Here is a 20,198-nt window from a genome sequence, read left to right as displayed (position 1 = left end):
GTCGGAGGCGTCGTCGACCGGCGCGCCGGCGTCGACGACGGCGGCCAGGTGCGTGGCCAGCGCGAGCGCCTGGTCCGCGCTCACCGTGTCGCACACGAGGGGCTGGACGGCGCTGCCGGAGCGCACGTGCCCGGCGGTGGCGCCGTCGGTGGACGTCGTCACGGTGAGGAAGGTGCGGCAGACGGCCGGGAGGCGCTCCTGGGCGGAGGCGCACCACACGACGTGGATGCCGACGGCCGGGCCCTCCTCGGCGATCCGGACGAGCCGTCCGCGCTCGATGGGGGCGTCGTCCTCGACGAGCAGGACGACGGTGGGCAGGTGGAGGGTGTTGCTCATCGACGGCGTCCGGCGGCGGGCGTCGAGCAGCCCCTCGATGCGGCCGACGAGCTGGATGACGCCGGCCTGGTTGGAGCCGATGTGCGCCCCCTCGAGCGGGGAGTGCACCGACCCGACGTGCGGCAGCCACTTGGTCCACTCCCAGCGGGCCGCGCTGGCCGCGGACGTCGCGACCGTGAGGACGAGCTCGGCGGGCGAGTGGAGGGTGACGAGCTGGGCGACGACGGCGCGGGCGGCGTCGTCGAGCACGGCACGCGGGCCGGCGAGCCCGAGCGCGCCGCTCTCCCGCAGCTGCACCGTGGCCGGGACGCCGTCGATCTCGCGGAAGTCCGCCCGGATCGCGGAGACCATCTCCCAGTGCTCGGGCAGCGCGTCGTTGCGCTGGGGCAGCTTGACCCGGGTGCGCGAGGGCAGCGTGCCCAGGCCCAGCCGCAGGTCGAGGTAGGCGTCGTGCTCCGGGCGCCGGGTCCACAGCAGCGGCTCGAGCGCGAGCGCCGAGGTCCGCACGTCCTGGACCGCCGGGGACTCCCCGAGGCGGGTGGCCCGCTCCCGGTCCCGCTCGACGGTGAGCTCGCTGCGCATGAGGTCGACGGACTGGCCGAACTGCTCGATCGCGGCACGGTACTCGCGCTTGCCGGTCACCCGCTTGTCGATGTAGTTGCCGACGACCATGAGCGGCATCATCGCCATGAACACCAGGCCGAGGAGCCCGCGCCCGACGAGGAGGAACACCGGGGCCATCATGAGCGGCACGACGAGCATGACGATCGGCAGCTTGACCGGCTTCGGCGGCTCGGGGGGCTTGGGGGCGTCGTGCTCCTCCCCCTCGTAGACGGGGGCCAGGCGCGGGGAGCGGTTGAACTCCACGTGCGCGGCCCCGGGCGCCGCGTGCCGGCTGGCGGCGATCCGCACGACCCGGATGGTCGTGTCGCCGAGCGTCACGGTGTCCTCGGGCAGGAGGGCGGCGCGCTGGACGAGGCCGTCGCCCATGAGCAGGCCGTTGGCGCTGCGCAGGTCGACGAGCTCGATGATGTCGGTGACGGCGAGCCGGGCGTGCTCCTTGGACACCGTCGGGTCCGAGAGCCGGACGTCGCAGCCCTTCCCGCGCCCGATGACCGAGGTGCCCTCGGGCAGGGCGACCTCCATGCCGGCGTCGGGCCCGTCGAGCACGGTGAGGCGCGCGGCGGCCGGACGGTCCTGCCCCGACCCGTCGTAGCGGCCCGCGGCCTGCGCGAGGGAGACCGTGGAGCCGGACCGGACGGCCTCGGCGGCCGAGTCCTCGGGCAGCAGCAGCCGCGTGGAGCGGTCGTCGGTGCCGGGCGTGCCGTGGACGCGCAGCGTGAGGTCGCGCAGCTCCTGGTCCGACAGGAACGTCGGCACCGGGTCGGTCTCCGCGATCGCGCGGGCGAGGTCGGCGACCGTCGCCGTGCCGTCCACCGTGACCGCGAGGTCGGCGGGGTCGGCGGCGGTGCGCAGCAGCGTGAGCTTGATCCGCATGTCCTAGCGGCCCTTTCGCAGTGAGGTGAGGGAGACCCGCGAGCGCAGCCAGCGGCGCCGGCCCACGGCCCGGCGCAGGCGGCCCTCGGTGGTCTCGACGTGGTCCCAGTAGCCGGAGACGGCGGTCTCGTCGGGCAGGACGGGACCGAAGACGCCGGCATCGGCGTAGCCGGCGAGGGTCGTGGTGTCGAGCCCGGAGACGTCGACCGGCCGCGGGCTGCGGCGGCGGGTGCTGCGCCCCGTGGCGAGGCTCTCCACGACCTCGCGGGCCTGCTCGCGGCGGGTCGCCTCGGCGGTGACCGGCACCCCGAGGTCGCGGGCCCGGTCGACGAGCTCGGCCCACCCGCCGGCCACGCGTCCCGAGCCGCTCCCCCGCGTCCGGCGGCGTCGACGGCGGATCAGCTTGAGCAGGAGGACGAGGAGGACCGGCAGGAGGAGGACGAGCAGCGAGCCGCCGACCCCGAGCACGATGAGGAGGGTGTAGCTCAGCGGCTCGTCCTCAGGGACGTCCTCCTCCTCGGCGTCGACCTCGTCACGGTCCATCGGCGGTGCCTCGGGCGGCTCCTGGGCGGGCGGCGGCGGCTGGAGCACCTGCGGCTGCGGGCGGTCCTGCGGCTCGGGCTCCTCGACCTGCGGGATCCGGTCCTCGTCGGGGGTCGGGTAGAAGGGCACCCAGCCGTGGTCCTCGAAGGCGACCTCGACCCACGCGGTGACGTCGTCGCCGGTGATCTCCACCGGCCCGGTGCTCGCGACGGCCTGCGGCGCGAATCCCATGACCACGCGGGTGGGCAGCCCGACCGCGCGGCCGAGCAGGCCCATGAGGGCGGCGTACTGCTCCTCGTCACCGATCATGAGCTCGTCGGTGACCATCTGGGCGAGGCGCGCGGCGCCGTGACCGGCGAGGGAGGGCGCGTCGCCCTCCAGACCGTGGGAGAAGTAGCCCTCCTGCAGCCCGCCGACGAGTGCCTGGACGCGCGCGAGCGGCGTCTCGGCGGCGGCGACCATCGCCGAGGCCTCGGCGACGACCATCTCCGGCACGCCGGAGAGCTCGGGCTGGTCCACGCGGGCGAGCGGCGCGCCCTCCAGGGCGCTGACCGGCGGCTCGACGACGGGCGTGGCGACCAGCGAGTACCGGTCCCCCGACCGGAGCCCGGTCGTGACGATGCCGGTCCCCGACGTGCGGTTGAAGTAGAGGTTGCGGGCGGTCTCCACGGCGTCCGGCCCGGCGAACTCGACGTCGTAGGTCCGTCCGACGTTGGGCAGCCACACCCCGGCGTACTCCCCGAGCTCGACCTCCACGGTGACGGCGTCCTCGGGCACGGTCGCCTCGACGCGCTCGCCGATCCGGGTGAACGTGCCCGAGCCGGCGCCGCTGCCGTCGGCGCTGCCCGCCACCGCCCACGTCGTGCCGTCGTAGGCGTCCATCGTCGCGAGGCGGACGGGGGCGCCGGCGGGCAGGCCGGTGACGGTGAGGACGGTGTCCTCGCGGTGGTCCTTGAGGTAGGAGCGGAAGCCGGCGAGCGGGCTGGGGTAGTCGTGCGGGTCCAGCGGCGGCTCGATGACCTCGCGCAGGACGAGGCGGTGGTTGCCGCCGGGCGCGAGCAGGCCGGCGCCGGTGCCGCCGACGGCGGCGACCGCGACGAGCACGAGGACGGCCACCGGCCGCCCCTGCTGCAGCCGGCCGGTGCGCCACGTCGCCCACAGCAGGCCGACCAGCGCCCCGGTGAGCCCGAGCGGGACGGAGAGCACCTCGCGCGCCGTGCCGAGGAGGATCGAGACCGCGAGGACGACCGCGGGCGCCAGGAGCGCCCACGCGGGCCGGCGGGTGCGCAGCGACACGGTGACCGCGACGACGGTCGCGAGCAGCGCGAGGAGGTAGGGCGCGGTGAGCGTGTTGCCGACGGCGCCCAGCGGCGGGGCGAGGGTGACGACCGACTTCCACGACGTCACCGCGCCGCTGCCGACCGCGCCGAGGGTCTGCGGCGTGGGCACGACGCCGGCCAGCGCCGTCGTCGGGGCGCCCAGGGACGAACCGAGGACGGCCGCCACGAGGAGCGCGGCGAGGACGGTGAGGGTCGCCCACCGGCGCCACGCGCCGAGCGTGGCGACGAGGGTGCCGAGCACCGCACCCCCGACGGCGGCGGCGACGAGCCGTCCGGTGCCGAAGACGGGCAGGAGCGGGACGAGGGCGAGCAGGACGAGGGCGAAGGGGACGAGGACGTCGACCCAGCGGGCGCGCAGCAGCGCGAGGTAGGGGCTCACCGGTGCTCCGCCTTCCGGAAGCCGCGACGCAGCTCGGAGAGCTCGCCGATGGTGAGGACGGTGACGACGCCGACGGTGTGGACGGCGGTCTCGGCGCCGGCGACGACCTGGACGGCGAAGGCGCGCGCGTCGATCGGCAGGACCGCGCCGGCGGCGCGCAGCTGGTCGGCGGTCACGGTGGAGCCGCACACGAGCACGACCATCGACGCGCGCTCGACCTCCCGGCTGATCTTGTGGGCCATGGACAGCACCCCGCCGGGGCCGTCGCCGTGCTCGAGGCGGGTGAGGACGTCGAGGTACTGCCCCGCGGAGACGGACCGCAGCGTCTCGTGGCTGGTGAGGGTGGTGAGGTCCTTCTCCTCGCGCATCGCCTGGAGGGCCAGGGAGCCGAGCGTGGAGACGGCGACCTCGAACTCCTCGTCGTCGCCGTAGTCCCGCTCGTTGCGCGACATCCCGACGACGAGGTGGGAGCGACGGGTCTCCTCGAACTGGCGGACCATGAGCTTTCCGGCGCGCGCGGAGGTGCGCCAGTGGACGTAGCGGCGGTCGTCACCGGGCACGTACTCGCGCAGCGCGTGGAAGGACAGGTCGGCGCTCGTGACCTCCCGGGTGGGCCGGCCCTCGAGGTCGTGGATGAACCCCGCGGCGGAGGAGCTCAGCGGGACGGTGAGCGGGTGGACGTAGAGGTCCTGCGGCTCACCCCAGGCGACCCCGCGGCGCATGAGCCCGAGCGGGTCGCCGCGCACGGTCCGCACCGGGCCGACGGGGATGACGCTGCGGCGGCTCGTGGGGATCGCGAAGATCTCCTCGTGGTCCTCACCACCGGCCAGGCCGGGCAGGTGGAAGGCGACCTGGGCCACGCCCACGGGCAGCTCGACCCGGGCGGGCAGCACCGGGTGGTGAGCGGTGTTGCGGACGGTCACCCCGGCCATGGCCCGGTCACCGACGACGACGCGCCGGTCGCTGAGCCGGAGGGTGACGTCGTAGGGATGGCGCCCGAGGGTGAAGGCGAGCGCCCCGACGAAGGTCGTGACGAGGGCGGCGCCGAGCACGACGAGCTCGACCCAGCCCAGGCGTCGCCCGGCGACCAGGGCGAGGAGGCCGACGGCGAGCACGGCCCAGCCGGCGACGCTGACGGCGCGCAGGGCCCGCTCGACGCCCAGACGCGGGCCGCGGGTGCGCTCGACGAGGCTCCGCAGCGCGCTGGTCTCCCCGATCCGGTCGGAGAGTGCGCTGCGGGCCCGGGTGGTGATGGCTGGCTCGGTCACGGGCTACTGGTCGCCGCCGCGGCGGGTGGGCGGGGCGATCTCGGCGAGCACGGTGCGGATGGCGCCGGCGGCCGTCGCCCCCTCGAACTCCGCCTCGGCGTCGAGCACCATGCGGTGGGAGAGGACGGGCTCTGCGAGGTCCTTGATGTCGTCGGGCACGACGTAGTTGCGCCCGTGGGCGGCGGCCCAGGTCTTCGCCGCGCGGATGAGCGAGATGGCGCCACGGACGGAGACACCGACGGTGACGTTCTCCGTCCGGCGGGTCTCGGCGACGATCCGCGAGACGTACTCCAGGACGGCGGAGTCGACGTGGACGGTGCCGGCGAGGTCGATCATGTCGACGACCGCCGCGCCCGTGATGACGGGCGTGACCCCGCCCGCGCGGTCCCGGGTGGCCGAGGCGGCGAGGATGCTCACCGTCGCGTTGTGGTCCGGGTAGCCGATCGAGGTCTTCATGAGGAAGCGGTCGAGCTGGGCCTCGGGCAGCCGGTAGGTCCCGGCCTGCTCGATCGGGTTCTGGGTGGCGAGCACGACGAACGGGCGGCCCACCTCGTAGGCCACGCCGTCGAAGGTCACCCGGCCCTCCTCCATGACCTCCAGGAGCGCGGACTGCGTCTTGGGCGAGGCGCGGTTGATCTCGTCGGCGAGGACGACCGAGGCGAAGATCGGTCCCTTGTGGAACTCGAACTGCTGGGTCTTGGGGTCGAGGATCGACACGCCGGTGACGTCGGAGGGCAGCAGGTCCGGGGTGAACTGGATGCGCGAGCTCGACGTCTGCACCGCCGCGGCGAGCGAGCGCGCGAGCTGCGTCTTGCCCGTGCCGGGGACGTCCTCGAGGAGCACGTGCCCGCCGCTGAGCATCGTCGTGACGACGAGCCGGATGACGCCGGCCTTGCCCACCACGGCGCCGCCGACGGCGGAGACGATCTTCTCGAAGGTGTCGGCGAACCACGCGGCCTGCTCGGGCGTCATCGTGGTCTGCTGCTCGGTCATGGTCATGCGGGGACTCCAGTCGGGGTGGGGCGGAGGGCGTCGGCGGGCTGGGGGGCGGTGCGGGCAGGGGTCATCTCGGCCAGGTGTGGCTGCTCGAGAGGTCGACCCCGTTGCCGCGCACGCGCACGGTCACGGTCTCCCCCGAGCCGCCGCGGTAGGACGTCGCCTGCCACCGGCCGTCACCGGCCAGCTGCACGGTGTAGCTCTTCCACGGGTTGCGCTCACCGGGGGCGCTGAACTCGACCGTGTACCTGCCCGAGGGCATGTTCGCGTAGTCGAAGGCGAGGTAGGCGCACGTGTGGAAGGTGCAGCCGGGCATGCCCACGGCCGAGTCACCCCGGCGCATCGTCACGCTCGGCTGCGGCGGGTCGGGCGGGCGCGGGACGGGGGCCGCGACCGTGCGGGCGGACGCGCTCGCGGTGCGCACCTCGCCGTCGGCCCGCTCGACGCGGACCTCGGCGCGGTAGGTCCGGCCCCAGTCGCCGTCGATGCGGCGGTTGCCGTTGGCCGCGACCTGCTGCCACGCGCCCCAGCTGCCGTTGCCGTTGTCGAGGCGCAGCTGGACGCTCGTGACCGCGCGCCCGTTGCCGTCGGGCGTCGTCCACGCGAACGTGGCGCCGGGCTGCTCGGAGACGCCGTCGGTGTAGCCGTTGTGCCGTCCGTGCGCCTGGCCGCTCGCCGTCGCCTGCCCGAACGGGCCGAAGGGCACCGCCGCCGCCGAGGCGGGGCTGGCCTCGCCGCAGTAGGTGTTGCAGGCGCGCACGGAGAACGTGTAGCTGGCGCCGTCGGACAGGCCGGTGACGCGCTTGTCCCCGGCGAGCTGGCTCCACCCGCCGCCGTTGACGCTCACCTCGAAGCGACGGATGGCGTCGCCGTTGTCGGCCGGGGTCGCGTGGTCGAGCTGGACGATCCCGTCCTGACCGGTGGCCTCCGCGGTGACACTGGGCACCCGGTCGGGCTGGAGGAAGGAGCGCACCGGCGCCGACTGCGGGCTGGCCGGGGAGGTGCCGGCCTTGTTCGTCGCGGCGACGCTCACCGTGTAGTCGCTGCCGGCCGGGGCGTCCTCGGTGAAGGAGGTCTGCCCGCCGGGCACCGTGAAGGACTTGAACGCCGCACCGTCGCGCCGGATGACGACGTCGAAGGAGGCGATCGCGTCACCGTTGTTCGGCGGGGCCGTCCACGAGGCGCTGATCTGGGCGTTGACCGGGGAGTCGACGCGCTGCGCCGTGGGTGCGACCGGCTGGTCCGGCACGCCGGCCGGCACCTCGGGCGCCGACCACTCCGACCACTCGCTCGGGTCCGGGGCGTCGTTGTGGGCGCGCACGCGCACCGTGTAGGACTGGCCGTTGCGCAGCCCGGTCCACGTGTGGGAGTTCCCGCTCACCGAGACCTGCCCGCCGCCCGGGGACGGCGCGATCTGCAGGTCGTAGGAGGACACGGACGAGCCGCGGCTCACCGGGGTCTCCCAGCGGACCTCGAGCTGACCGTCGCCGAAGACGAGGGTCGGCGGGGCGGGCCGCTCGGGCTTGACGTCGGGGCGCGCGACCGCGGACGGGCCGGACGGCTCGGAGTCACCGACCTTGTTCGTCGCCGTCACCGTGAAGGTGTACTCGACGTCGTTGGTGAGGCCGCCGATGGTGCACGTCGTCGTCGGGCACTGCTGGCTGACGCCCGCCGCCTCGACCCGGTAGCCGGTGATCGGCGCACCGTTGTCGGCCGGCGCGGACCAGGTGAGGACGACGGTCTGGTCGCGCACCTCCTGCACGCGCGGCGGGGTGGGGCGCTCGGGGACACCGATGACGGAGTAGGAGATCCTGCCCTCGACCTGACGGTTCGGGTCTCCCGTGGCGTCCTGGACGATGAAGCGCGAGACCCCGCGTCCGACGAAGTCGGCGCCGGCGGTCACCGTGACGCTCCCGGCGTCGAAGGACGCCGCCGCGCCGCCGGTCTCGGTCAGCGCGTCGATGACGGTGAGCGACTGGTCCGGGAAGGGGTTGAACGCCCCCTGGAGGACGTCGACGGTGCGCGACTCGCCCTGCTCGAGCTCACCGAGGTCGACGTCGTTGACCGACGCGAGGCGCCGGTTGGACGCCGTCACCGTCACCTCGACGACGCCGGGCACGGGCTCGGCCTTGGCGTCCGAGACGGTGATGTCGATGGTGCCGACGGTGCCCTGGGGCGTGTCGACCGGCGCGGAGACGGTGAGGTTCGGGCCGTCCAGGCTCGCCTCGATGCCGTCGGGCACGCCGACGAGCTCGTAGCGCAGCTGGTTGAAGTCCCCGGTGTCCGGGTCCTGGGCGAGCTGGCGCAGGTTGAGCACGACCGGAGCCTCCGCGGGCACGACCTCGACGGCGGCGCCGTCGAACGTCGGCGGGGTGTTCTCGGTGGACTCGACGGTGATGTCGAGGGTGAGCACCGCGGTGAGGCCCTCGGGGTCCTCGGCGCTCTGCCCGTCGGTCACCTCGAAGGTGAGCGTCGCCGGGCCCGCGTAGGTCGGCGCGGAGGTGAAGGTGAGCGTCGTCGGGCCGACGACCGGGGAGCTGCCGTCGGAGTTCGTCGCCCGCACCTTGTCGGTGCTGGTGAGCCGCACCTCCTTGCCGCTGGGCGCGACGACGTAGTCCGCGAGCTCGATCTGGCGCGTCTCCCCCGTCGCGACGACGATCGGGTCGACGTCGGTGCGCAGCACCGGCCCGGAGTCCTCCAGGCCGGGGACGTCGACGAACGCGTAGGAGGTGAGCCCGTCGATGTCGGTGACGGAGTAGGTGAGCACCTGCCGCGAGGCCATGACGTCCACCTGGACCTCGTCGCCGACGACGCGGGCGTTCTCCGGTGAGCCGACGAGACCGACCGTGAGGTCCTCGCGGGTGCCGTCGGGGTCCACGTCGTTGTCGAGGACCGGGATCGTCACCCGCTCCTGGCCGAGGATGGTGATCGCCCGGACGAGGTCGTCCACGGCGACGGGCGCCTGCAGCGGCGCCTCGGCCGACACCTCGACGGTGACGATGCCGGTGGACCGCCCGCCCCGCTGGTCGGTCACGTGGTAGGGCAGGGCGAAGGTGCCCTCCGCCTCCGGGGTGGTGATGCGCAGCCGGCCGCTGTCGAGCTGCTCGACCCCGAGCTGCTCGACCGCGTCGAAGGCCGGGTCGGCGAGGTAGAGCGGGTCACCGTCCGGGTCGGTGTCGTTGGCGACCGGGTCGACGTCCACGACGCGGCCCGGGCGCGCGAGCACCTCGTCGTCGATCGCCTGGGGGGCCCGGTTGAGGTCCGGCGGGGCGATGACGGCGACCTTGGCCGTCGCCGAGGCGTAGGTGCCAAGGCGGTCGCGCACGGCGTAGGTGAAGGTGTCGGTCCCGCTCGCGCGGGAGAAGGCCTCGTAGTCGATGTACGTGGGGCCGACCTCGACGATGCGGCCCTTCGTCGGTGCCTGGTCGGCGCCGAGGAGCTGGACGGAGTCGCCGTCGGGGTCGATGCCGAAGAGCGGCACCTGGATGCGGATCCGCTCGCCGGCGAAGGCGCGCGACTCCACCGGGAGCGGCTGCGGCGGGGCGTTGCGCTCGCCGTCGTCGGCCTGGACGTAGATCGTCACCTGGGCCGAGGCGCGCTGGTCGGACTCGTCGACCACCTCGTAGACCGCGTTGATCGTCTGCGGCTGCTCGGGGGCGCGGAAGCGCAGCGTGTCGCCCGAGGCGAAGAGGTGTCCCGCCTGCGGCTCCTCGACGAGCTCGGTCGCGAGCTCGAACTCCAGGCCCGCGGGGTGTGAGTCGTTGGACAGCACGGGGATGGTGACGAAGTCGCCGGCCCGGACGTTGGCGACGTCCGCCTGCGCCACCGGCGGCTGGACGAGCGCGTCGGGCGGGACCTGCATGACCACGACCTCACCGGTCGCGCTCGTCTCGCCGTTGGACACCTCGTAGGTGAGGCGCTGGGTGGCCTGGACGTCCTGGCTCGCGGTGATCTTGAGGATGCGGTGCTCGAGGACGGCGACGGACAGGCCCGAGCCCTCGGGCACGTCGACCTGGCGCACGGCGAGCAGCTGACCGCTCGGGTCCTCGTCGTTGGCGAGGACGTCGACGAGCACCTGGCCGCCGGCGGGCAGCAGGCCGACGTCCTGGACGGCGACCGGCGCGGCCTCGGCGGGCTCGCGGACGTCGACGCGGATGAGGCCGGTGGCGCTCGCCCCGGCGTCGTTGACGACGATGTAGGTGAGGTAGTACGTCTGCGCGGCGTCCGCCGAGAAGCGGAAGGTGCCGGTGTCGTAGTCCGGGACGACGCTCGCACCGGGGACCTGCTGGACGTCGGCCAGGCGCAGCGGCTCGGCCTCCCCGCCCGGGTCGGTGTCGTTGACGAGCGGCTCGACGACGGTCTCCTCACCGGCGATGGCGGTGACGAAGTCGAAGACCGGGACGGGCGGCAGCGCGCCGGCCGGGCGGACGTCGACCGAGAGCTCGACCTCCGCGGTGTCCGTGCCGTCGTAGACCTCGACGGCCACCGGCTTCATCCCCGGCGTCACGCCCGAGTCGACGAACGTGACGGCGCCGTCGGGGGTGAAGCGGACGATGTCGTCGGTCGACGCGGTCGCCGCGACGACGACGACCTCGTCGCCGTCGGGGTCGCGCACGGTGTCCAGGACGTTGACGCTGCCGGTCGCGCCGGTGACGAGGGTGAGGGTGGCGGGGCGGACCTGCTCCGGCGGGCGGTTGACGTCCTCGGGCACGACGCTGACCCGGGCCACGGCCTCGGCCTCTCCCCCGCGGCCGTCGCTCACCGTGTAGCTCATGGCGACGGCGCCGCTCGCACCCTCCGCGACGGCGACCTGCAGGGCGCGCCCGCCCATGATCGGGCGGACGGTGCCGAAGGACTCGGCCGGGGTGTCGAAGGAGGCGACGGTGAGGAGGTCGCCGTCGGGGTCGGTGTCGTTCGCGAGCACCTCCAGGACGGTCGTCGACCCGGCGCGCACGCCGAGGTCGTCGTCCTGGGCGATCGGGTCGCGGTTCTCCTGCTCGCGGTCGAGCGGGAGCTGCTCCTCGATCTGCTGCTGGGACTCCTCCTCGTCGTCGCTCGCGGCCTGCGGGGGCACGACGTCGTCCCAGTTCTCGACGATCTCCATCGCGTCCTTGACCAGCCACACCGTGCCGGCGACGAGGTCGTTGAGGACGACGACGTCCCGGTTGACCCGGAAGACGAGGCGGGCGTCGGTGAGCGACTTGTCGATCGGCTCCTCGACGACCTCACCGTTGCCGCAGCGGGCCTGGTAGACGCCGGTCCCCCCGGCCCACGCGCCGTGGCCGCACCCGGCGACGACGACGGGGCGGCTGGGGGTGCCTGCCTGGGAGACGGGGTCGACCGTGGGCTCACCACTGCCCAGGGGCACGCGGATCATGCCGTCGCGGGCGGCGACGAGGACCTCGCGGCCGGCGCCGGAGGGCGCCTGGAGGGCGACCTGGGCGGTGTCGGCGAGGTCGGTGAGGTCGACCGGCTCGCTGCCCGGCCGCAGGAGGCTCACCCGGTCCTGCTCGTCGCGGACGAGGACGACGGCCTCCTGGCCGACGGCGCTCACCTGGATCTCGGCCTCGGCGAGACGCTCGGGCTCCACGCCGAGGCCGGCGGGCTCGGGGGCCTCGTCGGTCTCGGCGTCGAAGCCGGCGGGCAGCGCGAGGAGGGTCGCGTCGGACGGGGAGACGCCGTAGGTGGTGCCGTCGACGCCGACGGCGATGACGCCGTTGGCACCGAGCCGGGCCGAGGCCTCGAGCTCCTCGTCGGCGAGCGTGCCCACGCGCCCGGTGTCGGTGGCGTGGAGCTGCCCGCTGCGCGAGTCGAGGACGGCGACGGTGCCGCCGCCGAGCTGGATCTGGCGCGGCCCGGGCAGCGAGACGGTCGTCGTCGTCGTCACGGTGGCCGGGTCGACCTGCTGGAGGAGGCCGGCGCCCTCGTCGACGAGGAAGACGTGCGAGCCGTCCTGGAGGACGTCGAAGCTGCCGCTGCGAGCGGCGAGGCCGCCGTCGAGCAGCTGGACCTGGCTGTTGAGACGGCCCAGGCGCATGTGCTCCTGGCTCGTCACCCACACCCCGCCGTCGTTGAGGTCGACGTCGGCCGTGGCCACCCCGTCGTACAGGACGCCGGCGACGACGAGACCCACCCCGAGAACACCGACGGTCAGTCCGCTGACGACCTTCTGCCGGCGCCTGGGGTCGGTGGCCCGGCGGGCCCGGCGGGTCGCCGGTCGTGCAGAGGCGCCGGTGGTCCCGGCCCGACCACGTCCGAATCGCACAGCTTCGCCCCAAGCTCTCGTGTGACAGGTAGGTGTCGGGCCCACGCCCTGACACCGCTCCGCACAGTAACAAATGTCAGGAACAAAGGTCCTACGTAAGGATGGGGAAATTTCCCCGGGTAGTCCTCCCCACGACCACCCGGCCTCAGGAAGGAGTACTGGTGTTGCGCGCGTGCTCCTCGTCGAGGGAGGGAAGCTGGTCGGAGCTGACGATCCGCGAGGCGACGGCGTGCTCGACGAGGCGGGCGCGCCGGTTGACGGCGAGCTGCTGCGGGCCGCCGCGCAGGCCGCGCACCCCGTTGCGGTCGAGCTTGTCGCACACGTTGTCGAGCTTGCGGTTGAACTTCGTCAGCGCCCAGCCCAGGCGGGCAGCCGCCTGCGCGGAGGTGGGGATGGCGGCGCTGCCGCGACCGGACAGGACCGGCTCGGACAGGGCGAGGACGAGCAGGTGCTGGGACTCGGTGAGGGTCACCGGGCCGATCGTCGTCTCCCCCACGTGCACCGGCTCGGCCTTGGCGGGGGCGAAGGTGGGGTCGGGGTTGACGAGGTTGACCTCGTAGGTCGTGGGCCCGGCGGTGAAGAGGATGGTCGTCCCGGCGTAGACGAGCGGCAGCCGGGCACCGGGGGCGAGCCACGCCTGGGTGTTGCCCTCGCTGTCGGCGAGGGTGGCCGACAGGCGCGAGCCGACGTTCTCGATCCACCACAGGTCGTCGACGTAGGCGATACGCAGGAACCGCCGGTGCAGGTAGGGGTTGTCGTCGATCTCCAGGGCGCCCTCGCGCCCGATGTAGAACGGCTCCTCCCGCTCGATGGGGAACCACTCCCCGCAGAACTCCAGCTGCAGCGTGGTGCTCACGTCACGTCCTTCCTCAGTCGACGCAGGCCTCGGCGGGACGCGCCGAGACCTGTCCCTGCTCGGAGATGGTCCTCAGCTCGATGCACACGCGCCCCACTGAGTCGACGACCAGCGGCGGCTCGGCCACGGGCTGGCTCTCGGTGACCTTCCCGCCGTCCGTCCGGGTCCACGCGTAGGTCACGTCACCGAGCTCGTCCTGCGGGGTCCAGGTGAACTCCACGGTCCCGTCACCCACCCGCTCCCCGCGCAGGTCCTCCGCGCTCGGCACGACGTCGGGGATGACGACGGTCCCGATGGTCCCGGTCGGCGCCGGGTCGGGCACCTCGTCCCCGCGCAGCGCTCCGGCGGCGACGATCCCGCCGGCGACGAGGACGGCGGCACCGGCGCCCGTGGCGACCCACCGCCACCGGGCGCGCGGGCGGGGCGCGGGCTCCTCGTCGTCGTCGGCGCGGAGGGCGGCGGACCGGCCACGGGTGCTCTCGGTCTCCTCGGGCACCCAGCCGACCTCGCCGACCGGCCGCAGCACGGTGTGCGGCTCCTCGTCGAGGACGGGGACGGGCGTCGCGCCCGTGGGGTCGACCGCGGTGACCGCACGCACGATCGTGCGGCCGTCGTCGCCGTCGTCGCCGACGACCGGCGCGGTGGCCGGGGACATCCACGAGGTGTCCGGCACCTCGATGTCCGTCATCGCCAGGCGCAGCTCCTGCTCGACGACCTGCAGCGCACGGCCGAGCTCGAGAGCCGACGCCGGGCGGGCCGCCGGTGACTTCGCCATCGCCCGGGCCAGGACCGCCTCCAGCGAGGCGGGCACGTCCGTGCGGCCGATCGGCGGCACCGGGTCGCGCTTGATCCGCATGGTGAAGTCGAGGCGGGTGTTCGGGCCGCCGGGCCGGGCGAAGGGCGAGCGCCCCGCGAGCAGCGTGTAGAGCGTGGCGGCGAGGGAGTACACGTCTCCCGCGACACCCGTGGAGTGCCCCTCGACGGCCTCGGGCGAGGCCCACGGGATCGACACGCCGCCGGACTCCGCCGCCCCGGTGAGACCGGCGATGCCGAAGTCGCTGAGGGCGGGGCGCCCGTACTCCGTGGTGAGGATGTTCGCGGGCTTGATGTCGCGGTGGACGATGCCCGCCCGGTGGGCCGTCTCGACGGCGCCCGCGAGCCGCACGCCGATGCCGAGCACCTCGGGCACCCCGAGGGGGCGGACCTTGACCCGCTCGGCGAGGGTGGGCAGCGGGCAGTACTGCATGACGAGGTAGGGGCGCCCGTCCGCGGCCGTGTCCGCGTGGTAGATCGTGACGATCGAGGAGTGCGTGGAGAGCTGGGCCATGAGGTTGGCCTCGGCGACGAACTGCTCGCGGGACTGGCCCTCGGCCGCCTCCTGGGTGAGCACCTTGATCGCCACCGGCCGCCGCGGCAGGCGCTGCTGGTAGAGGAAGACGTCGGCGAACCCGCCCGAGCCCAGCAGCCGCTCGACGGTGTAGCCCGGCAGGTCCGGCGGCGACGCCGGCTGTCGACGTGGGCTCACTGCGCTCCCTCGACCCGCTGGACGGTGAGCTCGACGCCCACCCCGAGCTCGATGACCGCGCCCGGCCCGACCGGCACCCCGGTGCCCGGCTGGAGCCGGAAGGAGGGCTGGTCCGGCAGGTGGACGACGGTGCCGTTGGTGGAGTTCATGTCGGTGACGACGACGTGCCCGCCCGCCGGGCGGACCTCGACGTGGGTCGAGGAGATGTCGCGCTCGGGGTTCGACACGCTCACCAGCCGGGGCACCTCGGTGCCGGCGAAGCGCGTGGCCTCCGGGGCGCGCCCGAGGAGGACCGGCCGGTCCATCTCGATCCGCGGCCCGGTGGACAGGACGAGCTCGACGCCGGGCGCGGGGCGCACCACGGGCTCGAGGGCCACCGGCGTGGCGGTGGCCGGGATCTCCGACGTCGCGATCGTCTCGCCGTCGTGGTCGCCGTCGTCGACGGCCGGGGGCGGCGGCAGGTCGACGGGCGCACCCACGGGCGCCGCTGGGCGCGACAGGCCCGGCACCGAGTCGATGATCGGACCCGGGGCGAAGATGCCGGTGGCGTCCTCGTCGGACTCGGGCAGGCGGGTGGCCTCGAGGTCCGGCGGGCCGGACTCGGCGGGCTCCGCGCCGGCGGGCTCACCGGCGTCGGCAGGCGCGGCGTCGGCAGGCGCGGCGTCGGCAGGGTCGGTGGCAGCCGGCGCGGGCTCCGAGCGGTGGGCGTGGACCTGCTCGGTCGACCAGAGGAGGAAGTCGTAGTCGTCGGAGTCCTCGGGCTCCTCCTCGACGAGGGCCGCGTCCGGAGCCTGCGGGACGGGCGGCGGGGCGGGTGCCTCGTCCGACTCCTCCTCGTCCGGCTCGTCGGCGGTGACCGCGGTCTCGGCCGCAGCAGCCGGGACCGGAGCCGGGTCGGCCGGCGGGACCGGGACCTGCACCGGGGCGGGCGGGGCGACCGGAGCCGGCGTGACGGCAGGCGGGGCGACCGGAGCCGGAGCAGGGGCCGGCGGCGTGGCCGGAACAGGGGCAGGCGTAGGCGGCGGGGCGTCACTCACGTCGGCGACGGCCGCGGCGGTCCCCGCGTCCGCCGAGGCGGCGGGGCCGGAGGCGGGCACGGGCGCGGCTGCCGGCCGGACGCCGACGGCGGCGGCGAGGGCGGGCATACGCGCGACGGTGAGCTCGACGTCCTCCTCGTCCTCCGGCGGCGCGGGCGGCGGCTGGGGCGAGGCGAGCAGGCGAGCCGCGGACGCCCGGACGATGCCACCGGCGACGGGCAGCCAGCCGCCGTCGGTGGTCTCGGCGCTCACGGTGACGTCTGCGGCGGGCAGGAGCTCCTCGCGCCAGGTCGTCAGGCCCCGGCCGGAGAGGATGCGCCCGCCCTGCTCGACGTCGATCTCGCCGCGGACGACGACGCGCAGCCCCTCGGGGTGCGCCTCGACGATGGCGAAGGACGGCAGCGCCGAGATCCCGGCGGCGGCGAGGTACTCGACCCACGCGCCGAGCCGGGTGCCGGTGGCCGACAGCTGCCACAGCTCGCGGGCGACGTCCTCGGGGACACCGGGAGGGAGCAGGGCGAGGGCGTCGTCGGTGACGAGCGCCGTCCAGCCGCCGGGCCGGTACTCGTGCCCGCTCATCGGTTCACCCCGGCGTCCGCGCGGGGCAGGGTCGAGCCCTGCTCCGCGCACTCCTCGCGCCGCTCGGTGGTCTCGAGGTCCTCGCCGCGGGCGGACACGACGACGACGGAGACGTTGTCGTTGGCCCCGCCGCCCTGCACCGCGCGGTCGAGGAGGGTCGCTGCCGCCTCCTGCGGGTGGCCTGCCGCGGCGACGACGTCGTGGATCTCGGCGTCCGCCAGCTCCCCGAACAGCCCGTCGCTGCACAGGACCAGCTGGTCCGGCCCGCCCACGCGCAGCATCCAGAAGTCGATGTCGGGCACCGGGCCGGTGCCCACCGCGCGGGTGATGACGTTGCGCTGGGGGTGGTGACGCGCCTCGTCGGCGCTGATCGTGCCGAGGTCGACCATCTCCTGGACGAGGGAGTGGTCCACGCTCACCTGCTCGATGTCCTCCTGGGTGCACCGGTAGACCCGGGAGTCCCCGACGTTGAAGACGAGCCAGAACGGCTCGCCGTCCTGCTCGGTGAGCACGGCCCCGGCCACGGTCGTGCCGGCGACGGCGTCGGTGCCGGCCATCTCCGCGCGGATCCGCTCGCCGGCGCGGCGCAGCGCCGCGACGACGTCCTCGGGGCGGACCGGGCCCTCGGTGCGGGCGAGGCCGGCGAGCTCGGCGACGGCGTGCCGGCTGGCCATGTCACCGCGCGCGTGGCCGCCCATGCCGTCGGCGACGGCGAAGACCGGAGGCTCCGCCAGCACGGCGTCCTCGTTCGCCTGGCGTCGCCCGCCCGTGTCGGTGGCCACACCCCAGTGGATCTGCATCCGCGTCCTTCCCGCCGTTCCGTCAGGGGATCCTACGTGTCCGCGCGCGATCCACGTGCGCCACGCCTCAGCGGAGCGTGGGGAAAACTCCCCAGTAGGCGGCCGCGAGGAGCAGGACGAGGGCCCCGAGGTGGACGGTGACGAGCGTGATCGTACCGACGGTGCCGGTGCGGACCCCGCTGCGCCGCACCCGCAGCCAGCTCGACGCGGACCAGACGCCCACCGCCGTCGCGCCGACCGCAGCGAGCTGGCCCCCCAGCCAGCCGCCGGTGACGACGACCGGGCTGCGCTCGTAGTTGAGCGCCAGGCCGGCGACGACGAGCAGGTAGGAGACGAACAGCACCCACACGGCGAGGACGGCGAGCGCCAGCGCGGCGCTCGCGCGGGCGAGCGGCGAGGGCAGCGGCTCGCTCGGCCGGCGGACGAGGCGGGTGAGCAGCCAGAGCAGCGGGCCGACGACGAGGAGCACTGCTCCCCCGACGAGCGTGAGGACGATCATGTCCCCCGAGGCGTACCAGCGCGGGCTGTCGAGCGGCTCGGCGCGGAACCGCTGCTCGGGCTGCCCGCCGGCGATGCGGGGCTGGGCGTCGGCCGTCTCCGGCAGGCCGAGCACCCAGCGCGCGACGGCGTCGGCGAACCCGGGGGCGAGCTCGCCGTCGATGCGGATGCCGTGGTTCGCGCCCTCGAAGTAGCGCAGGGTGTAGTCGCCGTTGTCGGCGACGGCGAGGTCCTCGATGACCTTCGCCGGCGCCTGGACGACCGGCATGGAGATGTCCTCGGTGCCGTAGACCATGAGCACCGGCTGGCGCATCTGCTGCTGGTAGGAGCTGACGTCGAAGTCGGCGTAGACGAACCCGCCCCCGGGCACCTCGCTGCCGAGCAGGCGCGGCACGGCCCGCAGCAGCTGCTCGGGCGCGCCCAGGGTGCGCAGGTAGGTGTCGGTGGCGAGGGCGAACTGCTCACGGGCGGGCACCACCGGCGCCGAGACGAGGACGACGAAGGCGACGTCGGGGTTCTCGGTCGCGGCGACGGGCGCGACGAACGCGCCCTCGCTCTCGGCGTACAGACCCACGCGTGCCGGGTCGACGCCGGGCCAGGCGGCCAGTGCGTCCCAGCTGTGGAGGTAGTCGCGCGCCATCGCCGGGTAGTCGCGGTAGCGGACGGTGTAGGTGTCCATGCGCTTGTCCGGGACGAGGGCGACGATCCCGGCGCTGGCCAGCGCCTCGCTCATGTTCCAGAAGTTGTCGTGCGTGGCCGTGCCGGCGCCGTGCATGAAGACGACACCGGGGCGCAGGCCGGGAGCGCCGACCGGCTCGTGCACGGTGGCCTCGACCGTCGCGCCGTCGAGCTCGACGGTGAAGGTCTCGGTCCTGGTCTCGTAGGTGCCGACCGGGTCGGTGACGACGTCGCCGCCGATCGCCGTGTCCTCGGACTGGACGATGAGCGCCTGATCGAGCGGCTGGGGGTTCCACCCCGGACCCGCGACGGTCCCGATGAGACCGAACAGGAGCACGGCGACCACGGTTACCGCGACTCGCCAGGACCTCACCGCAACAGGGTAGTCGGTGGCTCGTGACCCGGCCGCACGCACCCGCGGACGGGCGCGTGCGGCCGGGCGGTCAGAAGCCGAGACGGCCGAGCTGCTTGGGGTCGCGCTGCCAGTCCTTGGCGACCTTGACGTGGAGGTCGAGGTAGACCCGCGTGCCGAGGAGCGCCTCGATGCCGCGGCGGGCCCGGGACCCCACCTCCCGCAGGCGTGAGCCGCCGCGACCGATGATGATCGCCTTCTGCGAGTCACGCTCGACGTAGAGGTTGACGTGGACGTCGAGCAGCGGCGGACGGTCCCCGCGACCCTTGCGCTCGTTGATCTCCTCCACGACGACGGCCAGCGAGTGCGGCAGCTCGTCGCGCACCCCCTCGAGGGCGGCCTCCCGCACGAGCTCGGCGATCATCACCGTCTCCGGCTCGTCGGTGAGCTCGCCCTCGGGGTACAGCGGCGGGGACTCGGGCATCTGCTGCAGGAGCAGCTCGGTGAGGAGGTCGACCTGCTCACCGTTGACCGCCGACACCGGGACGATGTGCGCCCAGGAGCCGAGCTGGTCGATCTCCAGCAGGTGCTCGGCCAGCCGCTCGCGGCTCACCGTGTCGCTCTTCGTGGCGACGGCGATGACCGGCGTGCGCACCTCGGCCAGCTCGCGCGCGATGTACCGGTCGCCGGGACCGATCTTCTCGTCGGCGGGCAGGCAGAAGACGAGGACGTCGACCTCGCTGATCGTCTCGCGCACGAGGTCGTTGAGCCGCTGCCCGAGCAGGGTGCGCGGGCGGTGCAGGCCGGGGGTGTCGACCAGGACGAGCTGGCCGTCCTCGCGGTGGACGATGCCGCGGATCGTGTGCCGCGTCGTCTGCGGGCGGTTGGAGGTGATCGCCACCTTCTGCCCGACCAGCGCGTTCGTCAGGGTCGACTTCCCGGCGTTCGGGCGCCCGACCATGGAGGCAAAGCCTGCTCGGTAGCCCTCGGGCCACGAGTACGTCATGAGTGCTCGTCCTCCTCGTCGGCGGCGGGCGGCTCGACCGCCCGCGCCAGGATCGTCGCGATCTGCCGGCGACGGCCGCCGGCACGTTCTGCCTGCAGGTGCAGGCCCCCCACCTCGACCTCGGCGCCCGGGATGGGCACCTTGCCGAGAGCCTTGGCGAGCAGTCCGCCCGCGGAGTCGACGTCGTCGTCGTCGAGCTCGAGACCGAAGAGCTCGCCGAGCTCGTCGACCGGCAGCCGCGCG

12 protein-coding genes are annotated in these 20,198 nt (G+C 74.4%); all 12 read right to left on the bottom strand.

What is annotated here, in order from left to right; all coding sequences use genetic code 11:
* Nucleotides 1-1,833 (bottom strand): FHA domain-containing protein (locus tag FHE66_RS05715; RefSeq protein WP_139072013.1); only part of this gene is annotated, 1,833 nt, incomplete at its 3' end.
* A 3-nt stretch (nucleotides 1,834-1,836) separates the two neighbouring features.
* The gene (locus FHE66_RS05710; protein ID WP_139072012.1) at nucleotides 1,837-4,095 is read right to left on the bottom strand and encodes a transglutaminase-like domain-containing protein; all 2,259 of its coding nucleotides are present in this window, start codon (nucleotides 4,093-4,095) and stop codon (nucleotides 1,837-1,839) included.
* Entirely contained in the window at nucleotides 4,092-5,363 is a 1,272-nt protein-coding gene (locus FHE66_RS05705) for a DUF58 domain-containing protein (protein WP_139072011.1), read from the bottom strand. The genes FHE66_RS05710 and FHE66_RS05705 overlap by 4 nt, the downstream gene beginning before the upstream one ends.
* A 3-nt stretch (nucleotides 5,364-5,366) precedes the next feature.
* Nucleotides 5,367-6,362, bottom strand: coding sequence for a MoxR family ATPase (locus FHE66_RS05700; protein ID WP_168202659.1), 996 nt, complete (start codon nucleotides 6,360-6,362; stop codon nucleotides 5,367-5,369).
* 64 nt (nucleotides 6,363-6,426) lie between these two features.
* Entirely contained in the window at nucleotides 6,427-12,492 is a 6,066-nt protein-coding gene (locus tag FHE66_RS05695; protein ID WP_139072010.1) for a fibronectin type III domain-containing protein, read from the bottom strand.
* A gap of 277 nt (nucleotides 12,493-12,769) precedes the next feature.
* A complete protein-coding gene (locus FHE66_RS05690; RefSeq protein ID WP_139072009.1) occupies nucleotides 12,770-13,480 on the bottom strand; it encodes a hypothetical protein in 711 nt (236 codons plus the stop codon).
* A 13-nt stretch (nucleotides 13,481-13,493) separates the two neighbouring features.
* On the bottom strand, nucleotides 13,494-15,005 hold the full coding sequence (locus FHE66_RS15980) for a protein kinase (protein WP_139072008.1): 1,512 nt from the start codon (nucleotides 15,003-15,005) through the stop codon (nucleotides 13,494-13,496).
* Nucleotides 15,002-16,621, bottom strand: coding sequence for an FHA domain-containing protein (locus FHE66_RS05680; protein ID WP_139072007.1), 1,620 nt, complete (start codon nucleotides 16,619-16,621; stop codon nucleotides 15,002-15,004). The genes FHE66_RS15980 and FHE66_RS05680 overlap by 4 nt, the downstream gene beginning before the upstream one ends.
* The gene (locus FHE66_RS05675; RefSeq protein ID WP_139072006.1) at nucleotides 16,618-17,421 is read right to left on the bottom strand and encodes a PP2C family serine/threonine-protein phosphatase; all 804 of its coding nucleotides are present in this window, start codon (nucleotides 17,419-17,421) and stop codon (nucleotides 16,618-16,620) included. The genes FHE66_RS05680 and FHE66_RS05675 overlap by 4 nt, the downstream gene beginning before the upstream one ends.
* 67 nt (nucleotides 17,422-17,488) lie before the next feature.
* Nucleotides 17,489-18,970: a S9 family peptidase gene (locus tag FHE66_RS05670; RefSeq protein WP_139072005.1), complete on the bottom strand. Its 1,482-nt coding sequence runs from the start codon at nucleotides 18,968-18,970 to the stop codon at nucleotides 17,489-17,491.
* Nucleotides 18,971-19,040: 70 nt separating this feature from the next.
* Nucleotides 19,041-19,955 (bottom strand): GTPase Era, encoded by a 915-nt coding sequence (gene era, locus FHE66_RS05665; protein ID WP_139072004.1) that lies wholly within the window; start codon nucleotides 19,953-19,955, stop codon nucleotides 19,041-19,043.
* Nucleotides 19,952-20,198: transporter associated domain-containing protein (locus FHE66_RS05660; protein WP_304364098.1), on the bottom strand; the 247-nt coding region annotated here is incomplete at its 5' end. The genes FHE66_RS05660 and era, both read right to left, overlap by 4 nt.

It is taken from the genome of Georgenia sp. 311, from assembly GCF_006151955.1.
GTDB lineage: Bacteria > Actinomycetota > Actinomycetes > Actinomycetales > Actinomycetaceae > Oceanitalea > Oceanitalea wutianyii.
Note: the sequence above shows the minus strand (reverse complement) of the source record. Positions and strands in the feature narration are given on the sequence as shown.